General features: G+C 56.8%; 24 protein-coding genes. 4 read left to right on the top strand and 20 right to left on the bottom strand.

Translation table 11 applies throughout. From position 1 onward, the window contains the following. Positions 1–185: 185 nt before the first annotated feature. Entirely contained in the window at positions 186–506 is a 321-nt protein-coding gene (trxA, locus tag AVI_RS00135; RefSeq protein ID WP_012654522.1) for a thioredoxin, read from the top strand. Positions 507–732: 226 nt separating this feature from the next. On the opposite strand, the gene AVI_RS00130 is transcribed toward trxA, so the two are convergent. From AVI_RS00130 to AVI_RS00085, 10 genes are all read right to left on the bottom strand, one after another. Continuing rightward, positions 733–1,683: an AbiU2 domain-containing protein gene (locus AVI_RS00130; protein WP_139192357.1), complete on the bottom strand. Its 951-nt coding sequence runs from the start codon at positions 1,681–1,683 to the stop codon at positions 733–735. Between the two features lie 288 nt (positions 1,684–1,971). Further along, a complete protein-coding gene (locus AVI_RS00125; protein ID WP_012654520.1) occupies positions 1,972–2,622 on the bottom strand; it encodes a DUF2161 domain-containing phosphodiesterase in 651 nt (216 codons plus the stop codon). A 495-nt stretch (positions 2,623–3,117) separates the two neighbouring features. Further along, positions 3,118–4,461 carry a bifunctional folylpolyglutamate synthase/dihydrofolate synthase gene (locus AVI_RS00120; protein ID WP_234895249.1) on the bottom strand — a complete coding sequence of 448 codons (1,344 nt, stop codon included), beginning with the start codon at positions 4,459–4,461 and terminating at the stop codon, positions 3,118–3,120. 108 nt (positions 4,462–4,569) lie between these two features. Then, entirely contained in the window at positions 4,570–5,490 is a 921-nt protein-coding gene (gene accD, locus AVI_RS00115; RefSeq protein WP_012654518.1) for an acetyl-CoA carboxylase, carboxyltransferase subunit beta, read from the bottom strand. Between the two features lie 134 nt (positions 5,491–5,624). Continuing rightward, on the bottom strand, positions 5,625–6,464 hold the full coding sequence (trpA, locus tag AVI_RS00110; protein ID WP_012654517.1) for a tryptophan synthase subunit alpha: 840 nt from the start codon (positions 6,462–6,464) through the stop codon (positions 5,625–5,627). A 1-nt stretch (position 6,465) separates the two neighbouring features. Further along, complete coding sequence (trpB, locus tag AVI_RS00105; protein ID WP_012654516.1) at positions 6,466–7,686, bottom strand: tryptophan synthase subunit beta; 1,221 nt, start codon at positions 7,684–7,686, stop codon at positions 6,466–6,468. After that, a complete protein-coding gene (locus AVI_RS00100; RefSeq protein ID WP_012654515.1) occupies positions 7,683–8,357 on the bottom strand; it encodes a phosphoribosylanthranilate isomerase in 675 nt (224 codons plus the stop codon). Before AVI_RS00100 ends, trpB begins: the two co-directional genes overlap by 4 nt. Before the next feature lie 41 nt (positions 8,358–8,398). Further along, the gene (locus tag AVI_RS00095; RefSeq protein WP_012654514.1) at positions 8,399–9,163 is read right to left on the bottom strand and encodes a M48 family metallopeptidase; all 765 of its coding nucleotides are present in this window, start codon (positions 9,161–9,163) and stop codon (positions 8,399–8,401) included. A 110-nt stretch (positions 9,164–9,273) separates the two neighbouring features. Then, a complete protein-coding gene (locus tag AVI_RS00090; protein WP_012654513.1) occupies positions 9,274–9,720 on the bottom strand; it encodes a DUF2852 domain-containing protein in 447 nt (148 codons plus the stop codon). 137 nt (positions 9,721–9,857) lie between these two features. Beyond that, positions 9,858–11,153 (bottom strand): polyhydroxyalkanoate depolymerase, encoded by a 1,296-nt coding sequence (locus tag AVI_RS00085; protein WP_012654512.1) that lies wholly within the window; start codon positions 11,151–11,153, stop codon positions 9,858–9,860. 420 nt (positions 11,154–11,573) lie between these two features. Here AVI_RS00085 and AVI_RS00080 point away from each other — a divergent pair, with 420 nt between their 5' ends. Then, positions 11,574–12,170, top strand: coding sequence for a nitroreductase family protein (locus AVI_RS00080; protein WP_012654511.1), 597 nt, complete (start codon positions 11,574–11,576; stop codon positions 12,168–12,170). Between the two features lie 160 nt (positions 12,171–12,330). Here the strand turns inward: AVI_RS00080 and gyrB are convergent, their stop codons facing one another. From gyrB to AVI_RS00055, 5 genes are all read right to left on the bottom strand, one after another. Beyond that, positions 12,331–14,766: a DNA topoisomerase (ATP-hydrolyzing) subunit B gene (gyrB, locus tag AVI_RS00075; protein WP_012654510.1), complete on the bottom strand. Its 2,436-nt coding sequence runs from the start codon at positions 14,764–14,766 to the stop codon at positions 12,331–12,333. A 125-nt stretch (positions 14,767–14,891) separates the two neighbouring features. Beyond that, the gene (locus AVI_RS00070; protein ID WP_012654509.1) at positions 14,892–15,287 is read right to left on the bottom strand and encodes a helix-turn-helix domain-containing protein; all 396 of its coding nucleotides are present in this window, start codon (positions 15,285–15,287) and stop codon (positions 14,892–14,894) included. Beyond that, the gene (locus AVI_RS00065) at positions 15,284–15,862 is read right to left on the bottom strand and encodes a Smr/MutS family protein (RefSeq protein ID WP_041696027.1); all 579 of its coding nucleotides are present in this window, start codon (positions 15,860–15,862) and stop codon (positions 15,284–15,286) included. The genes AVI_RS00070 and AVI_RS00065 overlap by 4 nt, the downstream gene beginning before the upstream one ends. Further along, a complete protein-coding gene (mltA, locus tag AVI_RS00060) occupies positions 15,862–17,007 on the bottom strand; it encodes a murein transglycosylase A (RefSeq protein WP_012654507.1) in 1,146 nt (381 codons plus the stop codon). The genes AVI_RS00065 and mltA overlap by 1 nt, the downstream gene beginning before the upstream one ends. Beyond that, positions 17,004–17,702 carry a Tim44/TimA family putative adaptor protein gene (locus AVI_RS00055; RefSeq protein WP_012654506.1) on the bottom strand — a complete coding sequence of 233 codons (699 nt, stop codon included), beginning with the start codon at positions 17,700–17,702 and terminating at the stop codon, positions 17,004–17,006. The genes mltA and AVI_RS00055 overlap by 4 nt, the downstream gene beginning before the upstream one ends. Before the next feature lie 121 nt (positions 17,703–17,823). On the opposite strand from AVI_RS00055, the gene AVI_RS00050 reads away from it, so the two are divergent. Together AVI_RS00050 and secB are read left to right on the top strand one after the other, a co-directional pair. Continuing rightward, positions 17,824–18,357 (top strand): FxsA family protein, encoded by a 534-nt coding sequence (locus AVI_RS00050; protein ID WP_012654505.1) that lies wholly within the window; start codon positions 17,824–17,826, stop codon positions 18,355–18,357. An 89-nt stretch (positions 18,358–18,446) separates the two neighbouring features. Further along, positions 18,447–18,908, top strand: coding sequence for a protein-export chaperone SecB (gene secB / locus AVI_RS00045; protein WP_012654504.1), 462 nt, complete (start codon positions 18,447–18,449; stop codon positions 18,906–18,908). A 79-nt stretch (positions 18,909–18,987) separates the two neighbouring features. On the opposite strand, the gene dnaQ is transcribed toward secB, so the two are convergent. The 5 genes from dnaQ to AVI_RS00020 all read right to left on the bottom strand — a co-directional run bounded on the left by dnaQ (position 18,988) and on the right by AVI_RS00020 (position 22,682). Then, complete coding sequence (dnaQ, locus tag AVI_RS00040) at positions 18,988–19,698, bottom strand: DNA polymerase III subunit epsilon (RefSeq protein ID WP_012654503.1); 711 nt, start codon at positions 19,696–19,698, stop codon at positions 18,988–18,990. A gap of 94 nt (positions 19,699–19,792) precedes the next feature. Next, positions 19,793–20,380 carry a dephospho-CoA kinase gene (gene coaE / locus AVI_RS00035; RefSeq protein ID WP_012654502.1) on the bottom strand — a complete coding sequence of 196 codons (588 nt, stop codon included), beginning with the start codon at positions 20,378–20,380 and terminating at the stop codon, positions 19,793–19,795. Beyond that, complete coding sequence (locus AVI_RS00030) at positions 20,377–21,237, bottom strand: shikimate dehydrogenase (protein ID WP_012654501.1); 861 nt, start codon at positions 21,235–21,237, stop codon at positions 20,377–20,379. The genes coaE and AVI_RS00030 overlap by 4 nt, the downstream gene beginning before the upstream one ends. After that, positions 21,230–21,829, bottom strand: a complete 600-nt coding sequence (locus AVI_RS00025) for a Maf family nucleotide pyrophosphatase (protein ID WP_012654500.1) — start codon at positions 21,827–21,829, stop codon at positions 21,230–21,232. The genes AVI_RS00030 and AVI_RS00025 overlap by 8 nt, the downstream gene beginning before the upstream one ends. Positions 21,830–21,860: 31 nt before the next feature. Next, positions 21,861–22,682: a pyruvate, water dikinase regulatory protein gene (locus tag AVI_RS00020; protein ID WP_012654499.1), complete on the bottom strand. Its 822-nt coding sequence runs from the start codon at positions 22,680–22,682 to the stop codon at positions 21,861–21,863. Positions 22,683–22,884 lie beyond the last annotated feature (202 nt).

The following is a 22,884-nucleotide window of genomic DNA, read 5'->3' as shown; positions in this document are numbered from 1 at the left end:
TCATCTTTGTAATGTCCTCTGCAAACTCAAGCATTTGGACCGCGTCGCCACGCGAAACAAAAATCAGCGCGGGGGCTATAACGTTTTGTCTTGGCTGACGCCCGACAATTGCAATGCGCTTTAAGTTGAAATCCTCACAATAACCATCATATATGTGACAACAGGAATTCTCCAAGGAGCAGCCAATGGCTACGGTAAAAGTCGATGCAAGCAATTTCGAAGCGGAAGTTCTACAGTCTGTAGAGCCTGTCGTGGTGGACTTCTGGGCCGAATGGTGCGGCCCCTGCAAGATGATAGCCCCCAGCCTGGATGAAATCTCCACGGAAATGGCTGGCAAGGTCAAGATCGCCAAGCTCAATATTGACGAAAACCCAGAACTCGCCGCCAAATTCGGCGTCCGCTCCATCCCAACACTCGCCATGTTCAAGGGCGGCGAAGTGGCTGACATCAAGGTTGGCGCTGCCCCGAAGACGGCTCTGTCCAGCTGGATCGCCGGCGCCGCTTGAGTGGTGTGGGAAATACTGATGCGAGGGAGCCCGGTTTTGCCGGGCTTTTTTTGTGGGGTTAACGCAGGAACATGAATTGCTGATGAATGCGTTCTTGGTCAAGCATAAGCAAAAAAAGCAGACGGACCTAAACCTGCATTTTCTGCAAATCACAATAGAGGAAGATCGCACGTTTGTGGGTAGGTGGTTTGACTGGCTTCAAAGCGCCGTTGCCCGAGGGGCTAACTTAACCGCTAACTGAACCATTTCCCGAAAGAAGATCGTCGGGCTCTAGGCGCCATGACTCGATATCCTGATCAATTAAATCCCAGTTCGCATCTAGCACCGGCATGTCGGCTGAGGGTACCAAAACCATGTCTAGCCCTTCGAATTGGTTACCCTGATAGACGGCTAGGTTAGAAATCTCACCGTTGGTAAACCAGAGCCCGATCAGGTCACCAATCTCCTTCAGAGCTTTGAGCACCTTCCTTGCGTCGCGTATGTTAAATTCCTCGAGATTCTTCCCCAGACGACTTTCAGCGTTGCCTGCATGAGCGATGTGGCTGGAGGCATGCTCGCTGATGCGATCAAGTTCCGCGAGACGTGTTTCGATTAATTCCAGAACGGCGGGATCTATTAGGTCGATCTCACTCCGATCAGCTTCCTTGACCCCGCTGAGATAATCGAAATCTCGATGACTAGATTCGCTGAGGTGTAGGGCCGTGTCGCCCTCCCATATTGCGTTTCCCGTTGCAGCTCTTATGGCCTCCCAGTTTTCCTGTCGAAGTAGGTTGAGATCGTAGCGGCACATCCGAAGATGCTCGACGTATACTCGTCGAGTGAGTTTAGGTCGGCAAGCTTTCACGTCATTGAGGATTGCCCGAAGTGAATAAACCCCGCGAGGTCCAACAAGTGGGTGCGGATCGAGCAGCTTCCTGACCCCGAGAAGTAGACTGGACCAGTAACCCTTTGCCAATAGATCGAAAAGCATCTGATTTAGCAATGGACCGTCACCTTCCGGAACCTCTGCCTGCTGTCGTTGACTGGCGAGATTGACAATCCTAATTGCCGTTCGGAACGCGGCATGATCCCACAGCATAGCTTCAATGGCCGCCAAGACACCCGTGGCGCCATCGGTGTAAGCAGTCTTCCAGTTTGCGATGCGCTGAAGCAGTAAGTCGTCTGCCTGTTTGCCCAAAATCCCCCCTCGACCGTCAGATATGTTATCGACCGAACCAGTATAACGCTTCAGACAGCTAATCTGCGAATATATGGCCTGAGATAGTTGCCCCTTCCGCCGACCGCGTCGACTGTTGGGTTGTAACCTTCATTACGGTAACAACCGAAAAGAGGCCGGAAGCTGCCTTCTTCCGATACACCGGCAATGGCCGTTATCGAAGCTTAGACTTTGCAAGCCGCCAGTCCTATCTGCCCCTTTGCAGACAAACCTATAGCAAAAAGTCTTCAAAAAATCATTCGCCCCCCCTTACCCCTGCGGCCATCGCCTCAGCGCGTCTCGTCCTCCATCCGTCAATCCATAAACCCCACGCTCGACCCGCTCAAACCAACCATAGACATTGGACAGCAAAATCTTTCCGGCGTCAGGGACCGCTTTGCGCACATCGCCAACCCGCATCGGCTCGGCGACAAGAATTGCCGCACAGGCAAGGGCGTTCTGGCGGTAGGCGGTCATCACAGGCATTCTTGTGCTGCCGCCAAGCGCCGGATCGCCGCGCCGGGTCTGGTGTTCGCGCATCAGGCGGGAGCGTCGTTTCGGATTGGTGCGTGGCATGGGCGAAACGGAGCCGACGATGATGCTGACCTCGCCGCTGGCGGAGACGCCGAGCATACCGATGCCGAGACGGCGGCAGAGGTCGCGGTAGCGCTTGTCGGCCTCCCGCCCCCTGCCCTTGGCCGAGATTTTCGCGGCAATCCAGACCTCGTCGGATATGGCTGCCCGGTCTACGGCCTGAAGGATGAGTTCCAGATTGAAACTCAGTTTCAGTTCGCAAATCACCACGACGGATGGATCGTCAGCGCTCAGGCCCACAAGATCACAGCCGCCGATTTCGCCTTTGACGGTATAGCCTGCTTTTTCGAGAAACGATTTCACAGGGAGATAAAGGGATGTTTCCATGGGGGATCGCGCATTGGGCCGGAGAATCACTCGGCTACTCTATAACGATGCCGGTGAGGAAACATCGTTTATCGCAATGTCAGGCAGGACGTGACGCGAACGTTTTGATACGCGGCTTACCCCCCTCTGTCCTGCCGGACATCTCCCCCTCAAGGAGGGAGATCGGATAGACGTTACAGCTTAAGTTTACGGATAGGTCTTGATCACCGATACGCTGGGAGCGATAATGCGATTCGCAAGGCCAAATCCGGGTTGATCTCCCTCCTTGAGTGGGGTGAGAAAGGGTCGGCGCAGCCGAACAATCGATCCAGTGGATCGATTGTACTGACGAACGCCCGAAGCCATGCGTAGGGCTAAGTCCGGCAGGACAGAGGGGGTACGCGGAATATCAAAACGTTTGAGTCATGGACTCTGACATTGAACAGCCATCATCATATTTAATTGTTTTCGTTTGTCTTTTGGGAAAGCTGGGTTCCACTTTTCCCAAGGCAAACCCTATCTCGGCGGCGTGCCATTGTCCGACAGCACATTGCCGACCACATAAAGCGAGCCACCAATCAGGATTCGCGGCGCAATCTCTTCTGCATTAACCCGGCTACAGATCGCCTCAAGCGCTTCCGCAACCGATGACACCGGCTCTGCCGGAATTCCGGCATCGTAGGCGGAGCTGGCCAGCGCCACCGGGTCCAAGGCAGCGTCGGTGCCGCGGATTGGCACGGTGAAGGCCTGGATGGCCAGGCCTTCAAAGGCTTTGAAATAGCCAAGCGGGTCCTTGGTGTTGAGCATGCCGGTGATCAGGTAAAGCGGGCGGGATTGGCGTTCTTCAAAGCCTGCCATCGCCTCGGCGATCACTTCACCGGCACCGGGATTATGGCCGCCATCCACCCAGATTTCGGCGCCCTTCGGCGCATGGGCCAGCAATGCGCCTTCCGTCAGCTTTTGCAGGCGACCCGGCCATTCAACGCTGTACATCGCCGTTTCAGCCATGGCTTCGGTCACGGTGAAGCCAGCTGAGCGCACGGCACGGATGGCCGCTGCGGCATTGGCAAACTGGTGGCGGCCCGGAAGTTTTGGCAGGGGCAGATCCATCAGGCCGCTTTCATCCTGATAGACCAGTCGCCCATGCTCCTCAAATGCCAGATAATCCTGGCCGAACACCGACAGCGGACAGCCCAATCGCTCAGCAATATCCACCAGCGCCTCGCGGGCGGCGGCAAATTCCTGATGGCCGATCACCACCGGTCGCCGTCTTTTCATGATCCCGGCTTTCTCGGCAGCGATCAGCTCCACCCGGTCGCCCAGATAGGCCTGATGGTCAAAAGAAATCGGCATGATGACGGAGACGGCGGGCCGATCCACCACGTTGGTGCAATCCAGACGCCCGCCCATGCCGACTTCCATAATCACCGCATCAGCGGGAATTTCAGAAAACAGCAGGAAAGCGGCAGCCGTCAAAATTTCAAAGACGGTGATGTGCTGGCCCGCATTGGCGACCGCCACTCGTCTCAAGGCATCGGCGAGCGAGCCATCATCAACGATCTGCCCTTTGCCGCCTTTGACGCCAATCCGGTAACGCTCGTGCCAATTGACCAAATGCGGTGACGTGTGGACATGAACGGCAAGGCCGCCAGCTTCCAACAGCGCCCGGGAAAAGGCGCTGACGGAGCCTTTGCCATTGGTGCCAGCCACATGGATGACCGGCGGCAACTTGTCCTGTGGATTGCCCAGCACTTCGAGCAAACGCCGCATACGCTCCAGGGTCATGTCAAAACCCTTGGGATGCAACTGCATCAATTCATTGATGACCTGTTCAGCCTGGCTCAGCGTATTCTCTATCATGGGGCGGTTCCAGGCTTGCAATTCGTATTGAGGGCCGGGTGCAGTAAAACTGCTCCCGACTTTAGGCATGTCAGGCGGCGATTGCCGTCACTATATCACCCAAGGCGATCAGGCGGAAACGGCGCGCGAGGCCTCAATGACCGACAAGGTCTTGTCGTCATTGGCGCCAACCACCGTTGCGGGCTGCTTCGTCAGGATTTTCAGGGTGCGGGCCAGGGTGGCCGGAATATCGTGGCGCTTGACCACCATATCGACCATGCCGTGCTCCAGCAGGTATTCCGAGGTCTGGAACCCCTCCGGCAGCTTTTCGCGGATGGTCTGCTCGATCACGCGCTTACCAGCAAAGCAGATTTCGGCACCCGGCTCAGCGATATGCAGGTCGCCCAGCATAGCATAGGAAGCCGTCACGCCGCCCGTGGTCGGATTGGTCAGCACAACGATGTAAGGCAGGCCTGCTTCCTTCAGCAAATCGACGGCAACCGTGGTGCGCGGCAATTGCATCAGCGACAGAATGCCTTCCTGCATACGCGCCCCGCCCGAAGCCGGGAACATCACCAGCGGGCATTTTTCCGCAATGGCCCGCTCGAACGCCTTGACGATGGCCTCACCGGCAGCAATACCCAGCGAGCCGCCCATGAAGTTAAATTCATGCACGACGGCCACCAGCTTCAGGCCTTCGACCGTGCCGAGACCGGCGACAATCGTGTCTTCCTGCTCGGTCTTGGTGCGGCTATCCTTCAGGCGGTCGCTGTATTTCTTCGAATCGCGGAACTTCAGCGGGTCCTGCGCCACTTTCGGCTGGGCGAAAGCTTCGTACTTGCCGCCATCGAACAGATCGGCCAGCCGCGCCTTGGCGGGCATTTTCATATGGTAGCCGGAAGCGGGAACAACCCATTTGTTCTCTTCCAGATCCTTATGAAAGACCATTTCGCCGGTTTCGGGGCACTTGATCCAGAGATTGTCCGGAACATCGCGACGGCCCAGCATGGAATTGATGCGGGGGCGAACGTAATTGGTAATCCAGTTCACTTTGAATACTCCTTGATCGCGCACTTCCGGGATCGGCGGGCCGGCATCCGAAAAGGCTGAAAACAGACAATCAGGAAGAGGTGGAGCCCGCTCGGGCTCCGCTTCTTCCAAGGCAATAGCCCATTTTAGAAGGACTATTGCGCAGCCGCAAGCCGGGCAGTCTGGACGCCGCTTGCCAGCCCACGCACTAGGGTTACCACCGATTGCACCGTATCCGCCGTCGCCTTATCATCCTTGGTCAGGCTCAATGCGACCTGATTGACAATGGCCGTACCGACCACGACGCCATCGGCGCTGGCCCCAATCAGCCTTGCATGTTCCGCCGTCTTCACGCCGAAGCCAACGCAGATCGGCAGATCGGTATGGGCCTTGATCCGCCCGACGGCACCGGCAACCTTGGACGGATCGGGCAAAGCCGAGCCTGTAATGCCGTTCATCGATACATAATAGACGAATCCAGAGGTATTTTGCAGCACCATCGGCAGGCGCTTCTCATCCGTAGTCGGTGTCGCCAGACGAATGAAATTGATATCGCGCTTGCGGGCTGGCAGGCACAATTCATCGTCCATTTCCGGCGGAAGATCGACGACAATCAAACCGTCAATGCCCGCGTCCAGCGCATCATCCAGGAATTTTTCGACGCCATAGACATAGATCGGATTGTAATACCCCATCATGACGATCGGCGTAGCCTGATCGCCTTTGCGGAATTCCCGCGCCATATCCAGGGTTTTTACCAGGGTCTGACCGGCCTTCAGGGCGCGCTGACCGGCCATTTGAATGGCAGGACCATCGGCCATCGGGTCGGAAAACGGCATGCCAAGCTCAATCACATCGGCACCAGCCTGCGGCAAGGCCTTCATGATGGCGAGCGACGTTTCGAAATCCGGATCGCCGCCCATGAAATAAGTGACGAGAGCCGGACGGCCCTCTTCCTTCAGATCGGCGAACCGTTTGTCCATACGCTGCGTCATATCAGAGCCCCATTCCCAGAATCTTGCCGACCGTAAAGATGTCCTTGTCGCCGCGTCCGCAAAGGTTCATCAGGATGATCTCGTCCTTGCCCATTTTCGGAGCGCGCTTCATCACCTCGGCCAGGGCGTGGCTGGGTTCGAGAGCCGGAATAATGCCTTCGGTGCGGGTCAGAAGCTGGAAAGCCTCCAGCGCTTCGGTATCCATGATCGGCACATATTCCACCCGGCCGATATCCTTCAACCAGGAATGTTCCGGACCGATACCCGGATAATCAAGCCCGGCCGAAATCGAATGGCCATCCTTGATCTGCCCGTCGCTGTCTTGCAGCAGATAGGTGCGGTTGCCATGCAGGACGCCAGGGGAGCCTGCGGTCAGCGAGGCGCAATGCTCATTGCCATCAAGCCCCTTGCCGCCAGCCTCGACACCGATCATCCGCACGCTCTCATCATCGAGGAACGGATGGAACAGGCCAATGGCATTGGAGCCACCGCCGACAGCTGCCACCAGCATATCCGGCAGGCGGCCTTCGGCAGCCATCATCTGCTCGCGGGATTCCTTGCCGATCACCGACTGGAATTCACGGACCATTTCCGGATAGGGATGCGGACCGGCAGCCGTGCCGATCATGTAGTAGGTCTCATCGACATTGGTGACCCAGTCGCGCAGGGCCTCGTTCATCGCATCCTTCAAGGTTCCATGCCCTGAACTCACCGGGCGGACTTCCGCACCGAGCAGCTTCATGCGGAAGACGTTCGGTGCCTGGCGCTCCACATCAGTGGCACCCATATAGACGATGCAGGGCAGACCGAAACGAGCCGCGACGGTGGCCGAGGCCACGCCGTGCTGGCCAGCGCCGGTCTCGGCGATAATCCGGGTCTTGCCCATGCGCTTGGCCAGCAGGATCTGGCCGAGACAATTGTTGATCTTGTGCGAACCGGTATGGTTCAACTCGTCGCGCTTGAAATAGATCTTGGCGCCACCAAGCTCCGCCGTCAGCCGCTCGGCGAAATAGAGCGGGCTCGGACGCCCGGTATAATGGGTGTTGAGGTGATCGAGTTCAGCCTTGAAGCTGGGGTCGGTCTTGGCATTTTCCCATTCCGCCTGCAGATCCAGGATCAGCGGCATCAAGGTTTCGGCCACGAAGCGGCCTCCGAAAATGCCGAAACGACCATCTTCATCCGGCCCGGACCGGAAGGAATTCGGAATTGGGTTCTGGTTCACTGTACACTCCCTGAAACCGGCGCTGTGGCCGTTGCCAGCCTGACGGCGGCGAAGAACTGATCCATCCGTTCGAGATCCTTGACGCCCGGCGCGCTTTCGACGCCGGAAGACACATCCAGGCCTCGCGCTGCCGTCTCGGCAAGGGCTTGCCCGACATTGTCCTTGTTGAGCCCACCCGAAAGCATGTAATCGACCTCTGCGTCAAGATCGCGCAGCAGACGCCAATCGAAGGTGACACCATTGCCGCCCGGCAGATCGGAGCCTTCAGGCGCCTTGGCATCCAGCAGAAAACGATCTGCTATCCCTATATAGGCATCGATCTGCAAAAGATCAGCGGGTTCGCGGATGGAAAACACCTTCATGACAGGAAGACCGTAGAGCGCCTTGATGGTCAGCACCTGTTGCGGGCTTTCATGGCCATGCAATTGCAGGATATCCGGCTTTAGCAGATACACAATATCATCAAGGTCATCGGTGTCCGCGTCCACGGTGACCGCAACGATCTTCGCCCTGCCCCGCGCCTTTTCGGCAATGCGTCCGGCGATATCGGGTTCGATATGTCTTGGGCTTTTCTCAAAGAAGATGAAGCCGACATGGGTGGCCCCCAGGCTGACAGCCTTTTCGACGGCTTCCTCGGTCTTCAATCCGCAAATTTTGACATCAGGTTTCATGTCAGCGAAGTGACATGAAATCGGCTCGGAGTCGAGCCAAATCAGTCAAAATCGAGGGCATGCAGTTCCGATCCATGCCGCTTCAACCAGCTCTTGGCCTCGTCCATGCCGGGGCAGAGACGTTTGCACAGCGCCCAGAATTGCGGGCCGTGGTTCATTTCCTTCAAATGCGCCACCTCATGAGCGGCAAGGTAATCGATCACCGAGGGTGGCGCCATGACGATCCGCCAGGAAAAACTTAAATTGCCATCCCAGGAGCAAGAGCCCCAACGGCTGCGCGTGTCCTTCAGCGCCAGGCTCTTTGACGGTTTTCCAAGTCGCCCGGTATGGATGGCGACCAGCCGCTCAAGATCAAGCCGCGCTTCCTTTTTCAGAAAAGCCGACAACCGACGACCGGCGTGTTCCGGCAGGCCGCTGATGCGGATCACCGGCTCGCCATTTTCCATCTGCACTTGGGTCACGCCGCGCAGCTGGCCGGTATGCTCGATACGATGCGCAACACCGCGCAGCGAAATCACGCCCCCTGCCCTGACTTTCGTATCATCGGAAAAGCGAGCCAGCTTGCTTTCCAGCCAGCCGCGATGCCGTTCGATAAAATCGTTGACGTCGCCTTGGCGCACCCCTTTGGGAATGGTCATTTTCAGGCCCCGGCCACCGGGCTCGATCCGCAGGGTAATGCGGGTGGCGCGCAGGTTTTCGCGAATGGCAAGCGGCACAGGTCGGCCAGCCACCAACAGCTCACGGCTCTCTGGCACTTTCGGCTTTTTTGCCACTTTGGTCGGGCTTCGCAAAAACAAGGGAAACATCCGGGTCTTTTACCTGATTCGTTCCAGTCGTGGCCTTATATCCGTTATCGAGAGCCATAAAAAAAGCCGAGATCCAAAAGGATCTCGGCCTTTGCAAAATCACATGATGGTCAGTCCGGAGTGAAAGTCTGGACATCGCTGCCGCGGTCATCGCGGCGGCTGGCATTGCGCTGGTTCATGAAGCGGTTGAATTCATCCTGATCCTTGGCGCGCTGCAATTCCAGGACATAGGCCTCGAATTCTTCACGCATTTCTTCAAGCTTGCGACGTTCCTGCTCGATACGCTCCAGCTCGGTGACACGCCATTCGTCGAAGGCGAGATTGCCACTAGAGGCGCTAAAGCGGTTGCGATTACGTGACCGGCGGCTGCCGCAGCATTTTGAAAACATGGCGTCCATAGCCTCATTTGCGTTGCGTTTCGATGTGCGGAAGCGATCGCCCCATAAAATATAGGCAAGCATGGCAAGGCCAAGCGGCCAGAAGATCACGAAGCCGAGCACCATCATGGCAATCGTCGCAGGCCTCCAGCCCGGACGCAGCAATGCTGATTGGTTCATTCCATTATCCTCGTTACGTCCGGCAAGCACCATGCAACCGGACATATTCGAGATGGGAATGGCGGATACAACCTTCAAGCATCCGTCGTTTTCAATTTGCTAAAGCACTCGAGGAATTCGGGAAATTCGATTTCCCCTTAGGTCGATTTTCCACCCTTGATCACGCGCTTTACCATGGTTGCCCGCTTTACCGCCGAGGTCGGTTGATTGGAATGCTGCTTGGCAAAAGCAACGATGCGCGGTGCGATCTCCCGACGGAACCGAGAACCAGTGAAGACGCCGTAATGGCCGACATCCGGCTGCATATAATGCATGCGCTTGTCATCGGCGAGATTGGTGCAGAGCGTCTGTGCCGCCTTTGTCTGGCCGACGCCGGAAATATCGTCGTTCTCGCCTTCGACCGTCAAAAGAGCCACATTGCGGATGGCGCCGCAATCGACCGGTTTGCCACGATGCATCAGCTCGCCCTTCGGCAGGGAATGCCGCATGAACACGGCTTCCACCGTTTGCAGATAGAACTCAGCCGTCAGGTCCATGACCGACAGATATTCATCATAGAATTCCCGGTGCTTTTCGGCGGAATCGCCGTTGTTCTTCACCAGATGCACATAGAAATCTTTCTGGGCAATCATATGCCGATCAAGATTCATCGACATGAATCCTGAAAGCTGAAGGAAGCCCGGATAGACGGGCCGCAGGAAGCCCGGCTGTGGCCAAGGAACGTTCATGATGACGTTTTCCTCAAACCACTCAATCGGCTTGTTCTTGGCCAGCTCATTAACGGCTGTCGGATTGATGCGCGTATCGATCGGGCCACCCATCAATGTCATCGAGGATGGCACGAATTCATCGTTTTCGGCCTCCATCCGGGCCACGGCAGCCAGCACGGGAACGGAGGGCTGGCAGACGGCGACGAGATTGGTGTTGGGGCCGAGATGATGCAGGATCTCGATCACGTAATCGACATAGTCATCGAAGTCGAACGTTCCGTCCGTCATCGGCACCATGCGGGCATCGATCCAGTCGGTAATATAAACATCGGCACTGGGCAGCAAGGCCTCAACAGTGCCGCGCAACAAGGTGGCGTAATGGCCTGACATCGGCGCGACGATCAGGATTTTCGGGTCGTTACTCCGGGGCTGGGTCAGGCTCCGGTTGAAATGAATGAGATTGCAGAACGGCTTGGACCACGTGACTTCCTCGGTGATCTTCACAGGCGATCCGTCGATCACCGTGGTCGGAAGACCGAATTCGGGCTTGCCATAGCGCCGCGTGTTGCGCTCGATCACCTCGAAGCCTGCGGCCATTGTCCGGCCGATAACGGTGTGAGTCAGCGGGTTCAGCGGATTGCGGAAGGCTAGACGCATGGCATCTGCCGTGGCCCGCAAAGGAGCCATGGCTGCGTGATTCATTTCATACAGTTGATAAAACATCGATGCGATCCGCCTCTTCCCTGTTGTCACTCATCCAAAGCTAAACTGGACCAGTCAAGCCAAGGTTCCGGTCAAAGTTCAAAGGGGTAAAGAAATTGCTTAACCCCCACCACTATCGACCATTGACCAGATAGTATGCACAGAAACCTTTATACTTCATAGATTTTATTGCGCGAATCCGTCCATGGGATTTCACACCTTGACAAAGGAGTGATGGGGCTTTCCGGTGCTTTTCGGCCATGGTTGCTACACCTTGCCGGTCGCGGCCACACACCCTATGTGCCGCGAAGAGGTTTGGTCAGGTGTTTCGCAACTCTGCCGTAAAATCAGTGACAATGTTTCGGGATAAATATGCTGATCGCAATGATGCGACCCCTGTGCCACCTTGTTTCGAGACTCCCACATTTTTGAGGTTTGATAATGACAAGCAGCAATCATCGTAACGCCACCCATGACATTCACCCGATCTTCCTGGATCGCTGGTCGCCCCGCGCCTTCACCGGCGAGACCATGAGCAAAACCGAATTGCTGACCATTCTTGAAGCGGCTCATTGGGCGCCCTCGGCTTTTAACTACCAGCCTTGGCGCTTCGTCTATGCCTTGAAGGGCGATGAACATTTCGATGCCCTGCTGGGTGCCCTGATCGAATTCAACCAAGGCTGGGCCAAGAATGCCTCCGCTCTGGTTTTCGTCATTTCCGATACGCTGAGCCGCTCGCCCGACGGCTCCGCGCCGAAGCCTTCGCGCAGCCACAGCTTCGATGCCGGTGCTGCCTGGGGTTATCTGGCACTTCAGGCTATCCATTCCGGCTTCCATGCCCATGGCATGACCGGCGTAGATTTCGATAAGGCTGCCAACGTGCTTGGTGTTCCCGCCGATTTCCATATTGAAGCCGCCGTCGCCATTGGCAAGCTGGGGGACAAATCGATCCTGCCGGAAGGCTTGCAGGCAAAGGAAGTCCCCAATGACCGCAAACCACTGGAATCCGTGGTTTTTGAGGGTAAATTCAAGGCCTGAACGGCTGTTCCGAAGGGTCAGTGAATGATCCCTCGTATAACGGCACCGTCCAAAAAGCGGACTTCGGGGTGCTGTAAGGCCGAATGTTTCACGTGAGTCACGAAAAAGGCCGTGCTTTTTGCAAAGCACGGCCTTTTAATTTTGTTATCTGTGACGTCCATCAAATGTCCAGATTGGCGACATTCAGGGCGTTTTCCTGGATGAAATCGCGACGCGGTTCCACCTCATCGCCCATAAGGCGGGAGAACAGGCTATCGGCATCGGTGGCGTCATTGACCCGAACCTGCAACAGCGAGCGTACATTCGGATCGAGCGTGGTTTCCCACAGCTGCTCGGCATTCATCTCGCCAAGACCTTTATAGCGCTGCATGGACAGGCCCTTGCGACCGAAGGAGAACACCGCATCCAGCAGGTTACGCGGACCGGAAATGGTCTGCTGGCCATCCTTGCGGGTCAGTACCGGCGGTTGGCCATAGATATCGTTCAAGCGGGTGGCGAGCTGGTCAATGTGGCGTGCATCGGCTGAACCGATCAGTGCCACATCCAGCGCCGCCACTTCCTTGACACCACGCACCATGCGCTCGAAGCGCAAGCCGCCCTCTTCCGTCACGAAGCCTTCCCAGCCCCGTTCGGTTTCCTCGGCGATCAGGTCGAGACGCTTGGCGACTTCCGCCGCCGTCTGCTCGGCCCGTTCCCGGTTGGCGGTCAGTTCGTGATTCAATGCACCGACGACGGCGGCCTGTTCCACGACATTGCGATTGTAGCGCGAATGCAATCCATCGATCAGGCTGCGAAGGCGCAGCGCGTCCTGCACCACTTCGCGCAGATCCTGTCCAGCGCGCACTTCGCCGCTGCCGAGCTTCAGCGAAGCATCGTCCAGGCCCATGCCGATCAGATATTCTTCCAGCGCCTTTTCATCCTTCAGATACTGAATGGATTTGCCGCGTGTAACCTTATAGAGCGGCGGCTGGGCGATATAGAGATGGCCGCGCTCGATCAGTTCCGGCATCTGGCGGAAGAAGAAGGTCAGAAGCAATGTGCGAATATGAGCGCCGTCGACGTCAGCATCGGTCATGATGATGATCTTGTGATAGCGCAACTTGTCGGCATTGAACTCGTCCTTGCCGATCGACGTGCCGAGCGCGGTAATCAGCGTGCCGATTTCCTGGCTGGACAACATCTTGTCGAAGCGGGCGCGTTCCACATTAAGGATCTTACCGCGCAATGGCAGGATCGCCTGGCGCTCACGCGAGCGGCCTTGCTTGGCGGAACCACCAGCCGAGTCACCTTCGACGAGGAAGAGTTCGGATTTGGCCGGATCACGCTCAGAGCAGTCGGCGAGCTTGCCGGGCAGCGAGGCAATATCCAGTGCGCCTTTGCGGCGGGTCAGTTCGCGGGCTTTGCGGGCGGCTTCGCGGGCAACGGCAGCTTCCACCACCTTGCCCACCAGAATCTTCGCCTCGGTCGGATGTTCCTCGAACCAAGTGCTGAGCGCTTCGTTGACCAGGCTTTCGACCACAGGCCGCACTTCCGACGAAACCAGCTTGTCCTTGGTCTGCGACGAGAATTTCGGATCGGGTACTTTGACGGACAGAACAGCCGACAGGCCTTCACGGCAGTCTTCACCCTGAAGGGTGACCTTTTCCTTCTTGGTTATGCCGGAACTGTCGGCATAGGAGGTAATCTGGCGGGTCAGCGCGCCGCGGAACCCGGCCATATGCGTGCCGCCATCGCGCTGAGGAATGTTGTTGGTGAAGCACAGTACATTTTCATGATAGCTGTCGTTCCACCACATCGCGACTTCGACGGTAATGCCATCCTTCTCGCCGCGAATGGCGACTGGATTACTGACCAGCGGCTTTTTCGAGCGGTCGAGATAGCGCACGAAGGCTTCTAGGCCGCCATCATACAGCATTTCTTCCTGGCGGATATCGGACTTGCGTTTGTCGGTCAGCAGAATGCGGACACCGGAATTAAGGAAGGCGAGCTCGCGAAGGCGATGCTCCAGCGTTCCATAATCGAACTCGACCTGGGTGAAGGTTTCCGTGCTGGGCAGAAAGGTGATTTCAGTACCAGAGCGGCCTTGATAATCGCCCGTCACGGCCAACGGTGCATCGGCAACGCCGTGGGTGAAGCTCATTTCATGAACCTTGCCATGACGGCGGATCTTCATGGAAAGCTTGACGGACAGCGCATTGACAACCGAAACGCCAACCCCGTGCAGACCGCCAGAGACCTTGTAGGAATTCTGGTCGAACTTACCGCCGGCATGAAGCTGAGTCATGATGACTTCGGCAGCCGAAATGCCTTCGCCCGTATGGATGTCGGTGGGAATACCGCGTCCATTGTCGGTCACGGTCACTGATCCATCCGCGTTCAGCGTTACCGTGACGATATCGGCATGACCGGCAAGCGCCTCGTCAATAGCGTTATCGACGACTTCATAGACCATATGATGCAGGCCGGACCCATCATCCGTATCACCGATATACATGCCGGGACGTTTGCGGACAGCATCGAGGCCTTTCAGCACCTTGATGGAGTCAGCACCATAGGCAGTGCTGGCGGCATTTGCTTCATCGGTTGTTTCAGTCATTCAGCGATCTTTCCAGTGTCATAAGCAATATGCGTGGCCACGACAAAAATTATGGCGAATCACACACGTTGGCACTTTCCGACTATAGGGATTTTGCGGCGACTTCCAAATCGCAGCCATGAAATTCAGCAGGCTTCCACGGGATTTCCAGGGTTTTGACGGTCCCGCTCGCTTCTGCTCAGGAGTGCGTTGAGATCTTCTATCACATCGGGCGACAAGGTGCGAATCATCCCTGCAAGCCGGTTGGCAAAAGCAGTATGGGCGGCAGGCAGACCAGCGGTATCCAGCGTCACCCGAGGATGGGAAAGGCCCGCTATTGCAAACAGGTCATCGGCCTCATCCCAGATGATGTTGAAATAGCCGGCGATGCGTTGCAAGAGGTCGAAACTCGGCTTGCCGCGCCGTCCGTGTTCGAGCGCCGACAGATAGGCCGGTGTCACACCAATCGCCTTGGCCATGTCCTTCTGGCTCACTCCCTTGCGCTCCCGAAGCCCGCGCACCGCATCGCCGAAGGGGGTCATTGTCCATCCCCGCCAAATCGCTCTCCGCCCTGGCGCGCCAAGCGGACATAAAGCGCGCCCTCCCCGCCGTGATGATGGGCCGCTGGCTCATGGGAAGAAATCAGGTAACGGAACTCCGGCTTGGAAAACCATAGCGGCACCGCCCGTTTCAAGGCGCCTTCGCTGCCCATCGAACTGCCCTTGCCGGTGATGATCAAGACGTGGCGAAGTCCACGCTCATGGGCGCGCACCAGAAATTCCAACAGGATGGCGTGGGCCTCACTCTGGAACAGTCCGTGCAGGTCGATGCGGGCTTCCAGCTTGAGCTTGCCGCGCGACAGCTTGCGCTTGACAGGACGCTCCAACGGATGGTGGAGGCCGGACGGTTTCTTCGGCTCAGGCTTTGCGGCGGAACTTTCGAGCGAGGCACGCATGGCGGCAAGGCCGGGTTCCAACACTTTTGACGCTTCCAATTCCGTCAAGGCGTCTTCAAAGGCGGTCAACTCTTCCAGGCGACCGGCCATGGGTCGGGTGGTGCGCGCCACCTTGCCCCACAAAATCCGGTCTTCCGTACTGATCCTGTCCCTGCCCGCCATCAACCAAACCTCGACTCGACCCTTTTAGCGGCCTGTTTCGGGATCAGGATATAGAAATCCGCGTCATTGCGCACCGCCCCAGCGAGATTTCCTGCTTCATCGCCAGAGCCGGTAAAGATGTCACCGCGCGCCGGTCCAACAATCGCCGACCCCGTATCGAGCGCCAGCATCAATCGCGCAAACGCCTTGCCGCTATTCACTCCCGTTGGATCTTGTGACGTCAGGCTTTGTGAATGAATGAAAAACGGAAAGCCGAATGTATGGATCGTCCGGTCCACCGCCAGGGATCGACCCGCCACCAACGGTACTTTCGCCGCGGCGATCGGACCGCGTGACAGGTCACCGAGCTCAGCTTCACGGAAAAAGATATAGGACCGATTGTGCCATAAGACCTCATCGACCTGATCGGGATGAGACGCGAGCCAAGCGCGGATCGCCTGCATCGACATCGCCTCGGGAGGAATTTCACCCCGCTTCAGCAAAAGCCCCCCGATGCCGGAAAAAGGATGGCCCGCCTTGGCCGCATAGGTAATCCGCCCAACTCGCCCATCGGCATAACGCAGCCGTGCGGCACCCTGGACATGGACGAAAAACACATCGACTTTCGATTTCGCCCAGGCAATTTCCAGCCCGCGTCCCTCTAGAAAGCCCTGGTCGATGGCCTGACGATCCGGATAATAAGTCGCGCCGCCCTCGCTTTTGCGTCCAAACACATAGGACGGATCGATGTTTTCAGGCCGGTTTTGATCGTCAAGATCGATCAAATCGTCAGGTCGGCGGTAAAAAGGAAAGCGGTAGAGATCGTCAGGATGATCGGAAACCTCGATGTCGGGCTCGTAAAAAGCCGTAACGAAACCCGCCTTCCCATCCGTGCGTGCTATACGAAAAACCTGGCATTCGACTTCCAGCAGGTGGCGCAATGCGTCGCCATCTGCTCGTGGCAATGCCGCTGCCTTTTCAAGCAGCGGCACAAGGTCCTGTGCGGTCAAGCCCAACTGGCCGGGCCGGTAAGGCTTGACCGTGGTGAGATAATCCAGGCAATCGGCCATGGCCGGCAAAAGCGCCGAGGGATCATCCGCGTCCCAACCGGGGAGTTGGTCGAAACCAACAGGCTCCAGCCGAAACTTCGTCGCTTCACCACTCATTGGTCGGATTCGGTGGCGATCAGCTTCCAGTTCGGATCGCGTGAGCGCGTGTCGCGGGCAAAGGTCCAGATATCGTTGACATCGCCAACCGATTCCGCGTCGCCCTCGATCACCGCGCCTTGACTGTCATAAGTGGCGGAAATCAACTGGCTGACCAGCCGTACGGTGATCTGGACTTCCTGATCCCGGACTTCGGCACTGGTGATTTCCGCCTTGTCGATACCGACAAAAGTGGACTTCATCACTTCGCCGCGCTGCTCGCGCTCGGTGATTGCGGCATCGAAACCGTCATAGACCTCACGCGACAGCAGATCCTTCAAACTCTTCCTGTCGCCAGCTGCAAAGGCCGTGACAATCATTTCGTAGGCCATGCGCGCACCGTTGAGGAATTCCTTCGGCACAAAGCTCGGATCAACCTCTACGACCTGGCGCAATTGCTGGTTCAGCGGGGTGCCAGCCGGGGCATAGGCGTCGATCGCCGTCTGGCGTTCCTCGCCATCGGCCTCGTCACGGCGCGGTAAAGTGACGACCCGCGCATCTTCCGCTGCTGGAGATGCAGCGTCCGGGCGTCCGGCGAAAGGATCTTTCGGTGGCTTTTCATTGCCAGTGCGACGTCCCAATACGCTACGCAGCTGCCAGAAAATCAGGACCGCAGCCACCAGAAAGAAGAGAGTCACAAAATCATTAGAACCCATTGCCACCGCACCGCTGTTTAATTTGAAGCTTTCTCACTCCATATAGTCTGCCTGGATGCTGCATTCAAATAGCCGATGCCACTTCTTTAGGTTCACACGATAATCGTTTAAAGGAAACCAAATGCGACTGACCGCCCTTTTCCTGTTGCTACTGCCTTTGATGGAGATCGCGGGCTTTGTCCTGGTCGGGCAATGGCTGGGTGTTCTGCCCACGCTGGCGCTGGTGATCGGCTCCAGTCTGCTCGGCCTCCTGGTGCTCCGCAGCCAGGGGATCAGCCTCGCCCAGCGCCTGCGCCGTCCACGTTCGGGCGATCCGGAACGAGCCGCCAAAGGCGTCCTGAGTGGCACGGCACAGATGTTCGGCGGACTATTGCTGATATTGCCGGGCTTCATCACGGATATTCTTGGCCTGCTGCTCCTGGTGCCAATGGTGCGCTCTGCGCTTTGGAAGATCATCAGCCCAAGACTTGTCTTCGTGCAGCGCGGCGGGCGGGGAGCTGGCTGGCAACAGCGGCCAGGCGGACCGACGTCATCAGGTCCAGGGCCGGCAAAAGCAGAGGACATCATCGATCTCGATGAAAAGGACTATCAAAGGCACAATCCCAACGGCTCCTCTCCCTGGACCCGGTTGCCAGGGGATGAGAGCAAGGGATGAGAATGGGTGAGCGCCAGGGGCGAAAGGCTTGTAAGGCCCACCTCGAAATGATAGATGGCCTCGAACCATAAAAGCCTTGAGGAACCCCAATGGCCAATGAAAACAGCAATGGGGCGGAGAGCCCGTCCCTGAATATCCTTGCACAATATATCAAGGATCTGTCCTTCGAAAATCCGGGTGCGCCGCGCTCGCTCCAGGCCCGGGACAAGGCCCCTTCGATCAATATCAACGTCAATGTCAACGCCAACCCGCTGTCGGATAATGATTTCGACGTGGTCCTGTCGCTGACCGCCGAAGCGCGTGATGACGATAAAGTGGTTTTTGCAGCCGAACTGGTTTATGGCGGCGTCTTCCGCATCACCGGGTTCCCACAGGAACATATGCTACCGGTGCTGTTCATCGAATGCCCACGCCTGCTCTTCCCGTTTGCGCGCCAGATCATCGCCGATGCCACGCGCAATGGCGGTTTCCCGCCGCTGATGATCGATCCGATCGATTTTGCGCAGATGTTTGCACAGCGCTTTGCCGAAGAGCAGGGTCGGGTCAACTGATCCTTGCGTCATCCCGCTGTTTATCTCAGCAAAAAAAAGCCCGGTCGATCCGGGCTTTTTTTATCGAAGGCGATGGCTGTTATTCGCCTTGATTGTAATGCGCCCAGATCGCTTTCTGGCCGAGCCGCTTGACCAGGGCTGCATGGCGCTCCTGTTCGGCCTCGGTTAGACGCGACGCCAGTGTTTTCGGACGGGCGGCAATCTCCACCGTCACATTGCTATCCTGAGTGCGGGATCGCTTGTCGCTGTTTCCAGACTGCTCAAGACCGAAGGTCGCCTGGCGGCCGCCCAGCATTTCGATATAGACTTCAGCCAGAAGTTCGGAATCGAGCAAGGCGCCATGCTTGGTGCGATGAGAATTGTCGATACCATAGCGTCGGCAAAGTGCATCGAGCGAGTTTGGACCCATCGGGTGTTTGCGCCGCGCCAGAGACAGGGTATCGATGACATGCTCCGGCCCGACCAGCGGACGACCCAACCGCTCAAACTCGGCATTGATAAATCCCATGTCGAATGTGGCATTATGCGCCACCCATTTTGCGCCATCGAAAAAAGCGACCAGATCCTCGACGATATCGGCGAAGACCGGCTTGTCCTTCAAAAACTCAGGTGTAATGCCGTGAACCGCCAAGGCATCCGGGTGAATGGCCCGGTCGGCAGGATTGATATAGACGTGAAAACTGCGACCGGTCGGGAAATGATTGAACAATTCGATGCCACCGATTTCAATCACCCGGTCCAGCTTGCTTTCCAGTCCGGTGGTTTCCGTATCGAAAACGATTTCCCGCATTATTGCTCCATTGTCAGGTTTTGGCTGCTGGCAGATCACTATTCCGACGCCACGCCATTTTCCATGTTCCCAGAAAAACTCTGGCGGTTCGATTTCAGGTTTGACCGCGCAACGTAGAAACGATGGCCTTCACCTGTGTCTGTGCCACTTGGAGGCCTTGTCCGGTTTCGATCACAAAATCGGCGCGAGCGCGCTTTTCGGCATCCGGCATCTGCCGCGACAAAACCAGTGCCAGCTTTTCTTCGCTCCAGCCTGGTCGCGCCAGAACCCTACGCCTTTGTGTATCGGCATCACAACTGACGACAACGACCTTATCAAGCCGTTTTTCTCCGCCGGTTTCAAACAGCAGCGGAATATCGAAAACAACCAGATCGGCGCCCGCCAATTCCTGATCTTCCAGAAAGTCCTGTTGCTTGTCGCGCACCAGCGGGTGAACAATTGCCTCGAGTTGTTTAAGTTTACCCGGATTCTGAGCCAGAGTCCGACTGAGAATTTCCCGATCTACGACTCCAGAAATAACCGCTTCGGGAAACACCGCGCCGATCGAAGCAACAGCATCGCCCCGGTACAAGTCATGCACCGCCGCATCCGCATCATAGACCGGCACACCTTCCTGACGAAAAAAATCTGCCGTCGTTGTCTTGCCCATGCCAATAGAGCCCGTGAGGCCGATGCGGATCATCGCTGCTTCTCCAGATCGGCAATCAACAATTGCCGCAAATCATCCGTCACCTCTGGCCGGACGCCGAACCATTTTTCAAAGCCAGGTACGGCCTGATGCAAAAGCATGCCAAGACCATCCACAGTGGCAAAGCCCGCCGCCCTCGCCTGCCGCAACAAGCCAGTTTCCAGCGGCGTGTAGACAATATCCGTTACCAAAGCGCCGGGTGACAGCCTATCCCAGTCAATCTGTGGAACATCTTCACCATTCATGCCAAGAGACGTGGTGTTGACCAAGAGGTCCGCGCCCTGCAAAACCTCCTGCAGTTGCTCTCTTCCATGTGCATGGACGGCCGCACCAAAATGATCCGCCAGGTCCTGCGCTCGCGCCAGGGTCCGATTGACAACATGAACATGCTGCAATCCCCGATCCAGTAACCCCTGAATGATCGCCCGACTGGCACCACCCGCCCCCAGCACCACAGCCTTACGCGCCTTATCCCAGCCGGCATGGCCTTGGTCCAGATTGGCCAGAAAACCGTAAACATCGGTATTGGTGGCATGGATGAGACCGTTTTCAAGCCAAAGCGTATTAGCCGCCCCAAGTTGCGTTGCCACCATGTCGGGGACATCCGCTATCTGAAAAGCCGCCTCTTTATGCGGAATGGTAATGTTACCACCCCGATAGCGGGTCTTGCCTGACTTCATTCGGGCGAAGAAATCCGCGATGTCTGCAGGGTCGATCTCCAGTTTATCATAGCCACCGATGAGACCATGCTGTTGAAGCCAATAGCTGTGAATGATCGGCGACCGTGAATGCTTGATTGGATAGCCGGCAACAAAGGCGCCCGTCAAAAATGTTTCACGTGAATCATGCATGCACAATATCCAATTCGCGTAGTTTCTCCATCAAAGGCAAGAGCGGCACACCGACGATGGTAAAATAGTCCCCGACGATATCCGAAAACAACTGCACGCCCAAGCCTTCGATCTGGTAGCCACCAACGCTTTTCAGGATCGCCCCGCCTGCCCGATCGAGATAATCGTCCAGAAACGTCTCACTGAACATCCGCATCGTCATGCGGGCCTGGGAGACATGCCGCCAGATCACTTCACCCTGTTTCGTCAGCGCCAGCGCGCTATAAAGCACATGGGTTTCACCCCGCAGGCTGAGCAATTGGTCACGAGCGGAGCTGAGATCCTTCGGTTTATGATAGATCCGTTCGCCCAGAGCCAAAACCTGATCGCCGCCGATCACAAGACCAACCGGCGCCTGTCGGCTCACGGCCAAAGCCTTTTCGCAGGAAAGCACCTGAGCCAACTCTTGCGGCGACACGTGCTGATGTTCGGCCCGACCTTCGATTTCGCGCTCATCTATATCGGGTGCCATGGCCGTGAAGCGCAAACCAGCCTGCTCCAGCAATTGCCGGCGGAAAGGGCTGGTCGATGCAAGAATAACGGGAATTGTCATGATTGCCTCAACTTTAATAAACCATCCGGCATTAGCGCGGCTTGGCACGCAGCGCAATGATTGCCGCCGCTGTCTCTTCAATTGATCGCCGCGTCACATCAATGACCGGCCAATTGTGACGGGCACACAGCGAACGGGCATATTTCAATTCTTCCGCAATGCTCGCCCTGTCCGTATAATCGCTTGGATCGAAACCACTGACAGTCCCCAATTCACGATGGCCGCGAACTTGTGAAATTCGATCAGACGTGGCGATCAATCCAACGATCAATGGCCCTTTTGCAGCGAACAGCGATTCCGGTAAGGGCGAATCTGGCACGATGGGAATATTGGCGGTCTTAATGCCACGATTGGCAAGATAGATGCTGGTCGGGGTTTTCGACGTACGACTGATCCCTACCAGAACGACGTCGGCCTGATCGTAATCCTCGGCCATCTGGCCATCATCGTGATCCATCGTGTAATTCAGCGCCTCGATACGCGCAAAATAATCGGCATTCATCACATGCTGGGCGCCGACGCGCCGACGCGCCAGTGGACCAAGATAGGCCTGAAACGTCCCGATAACAGGCTCAAGCACGTTAACGCTGGGTACACCGATCTCGATACAACGCCGATCAATAAAGTCCGCCAGCTCCGGATCGACAATGGTGTAAAGCACGATGCCGGGTTCCTTATCGATTGATTGGAGCACGGCATCCGCCTGCCGGCGGTTGCGCACCAGCGGATAGACATGCTCGATCGGATTGGAATGCGGAAACTGAACCGCTGCTGCCCGTCCAGCCGAGATCAGTGTTTCTCCCGTTGAGTCAGAAATGAGGTGCAGATGAAAGAAGTTTTTTCTGTTCTCCACGCTATCCTGACCCTGCTGTTGATAGACCTGTAGAAATCAGCCTCACTTTCCCCCCGGCGTTTCGCCCTGGGGATATCAGCCGGTTTTTCCACAGCACTAACCCGTTCAGCGTGGTTTTCACAGGCCCTGTGCATAAGGTGGCCGTTTTTTATCTGTTCAGCCAAAATCCCCACTCTATCCACAGGCCGAGCTATTCTTTATG

The organism is Allorhizobium ampelinum S4 (genome assembly GCF_000016285.1).
Classification (GTDB): domain Bacteria; phylum Pseudomonadota; class Alphaproteobacteria; order Rhizobiales; family Rhizobiaceae; genus Allorhizobium; species Allorhizobium ampelinum.
This window is presented reverse-complemented; position numbering and strand designations above follow the sequence as displayed.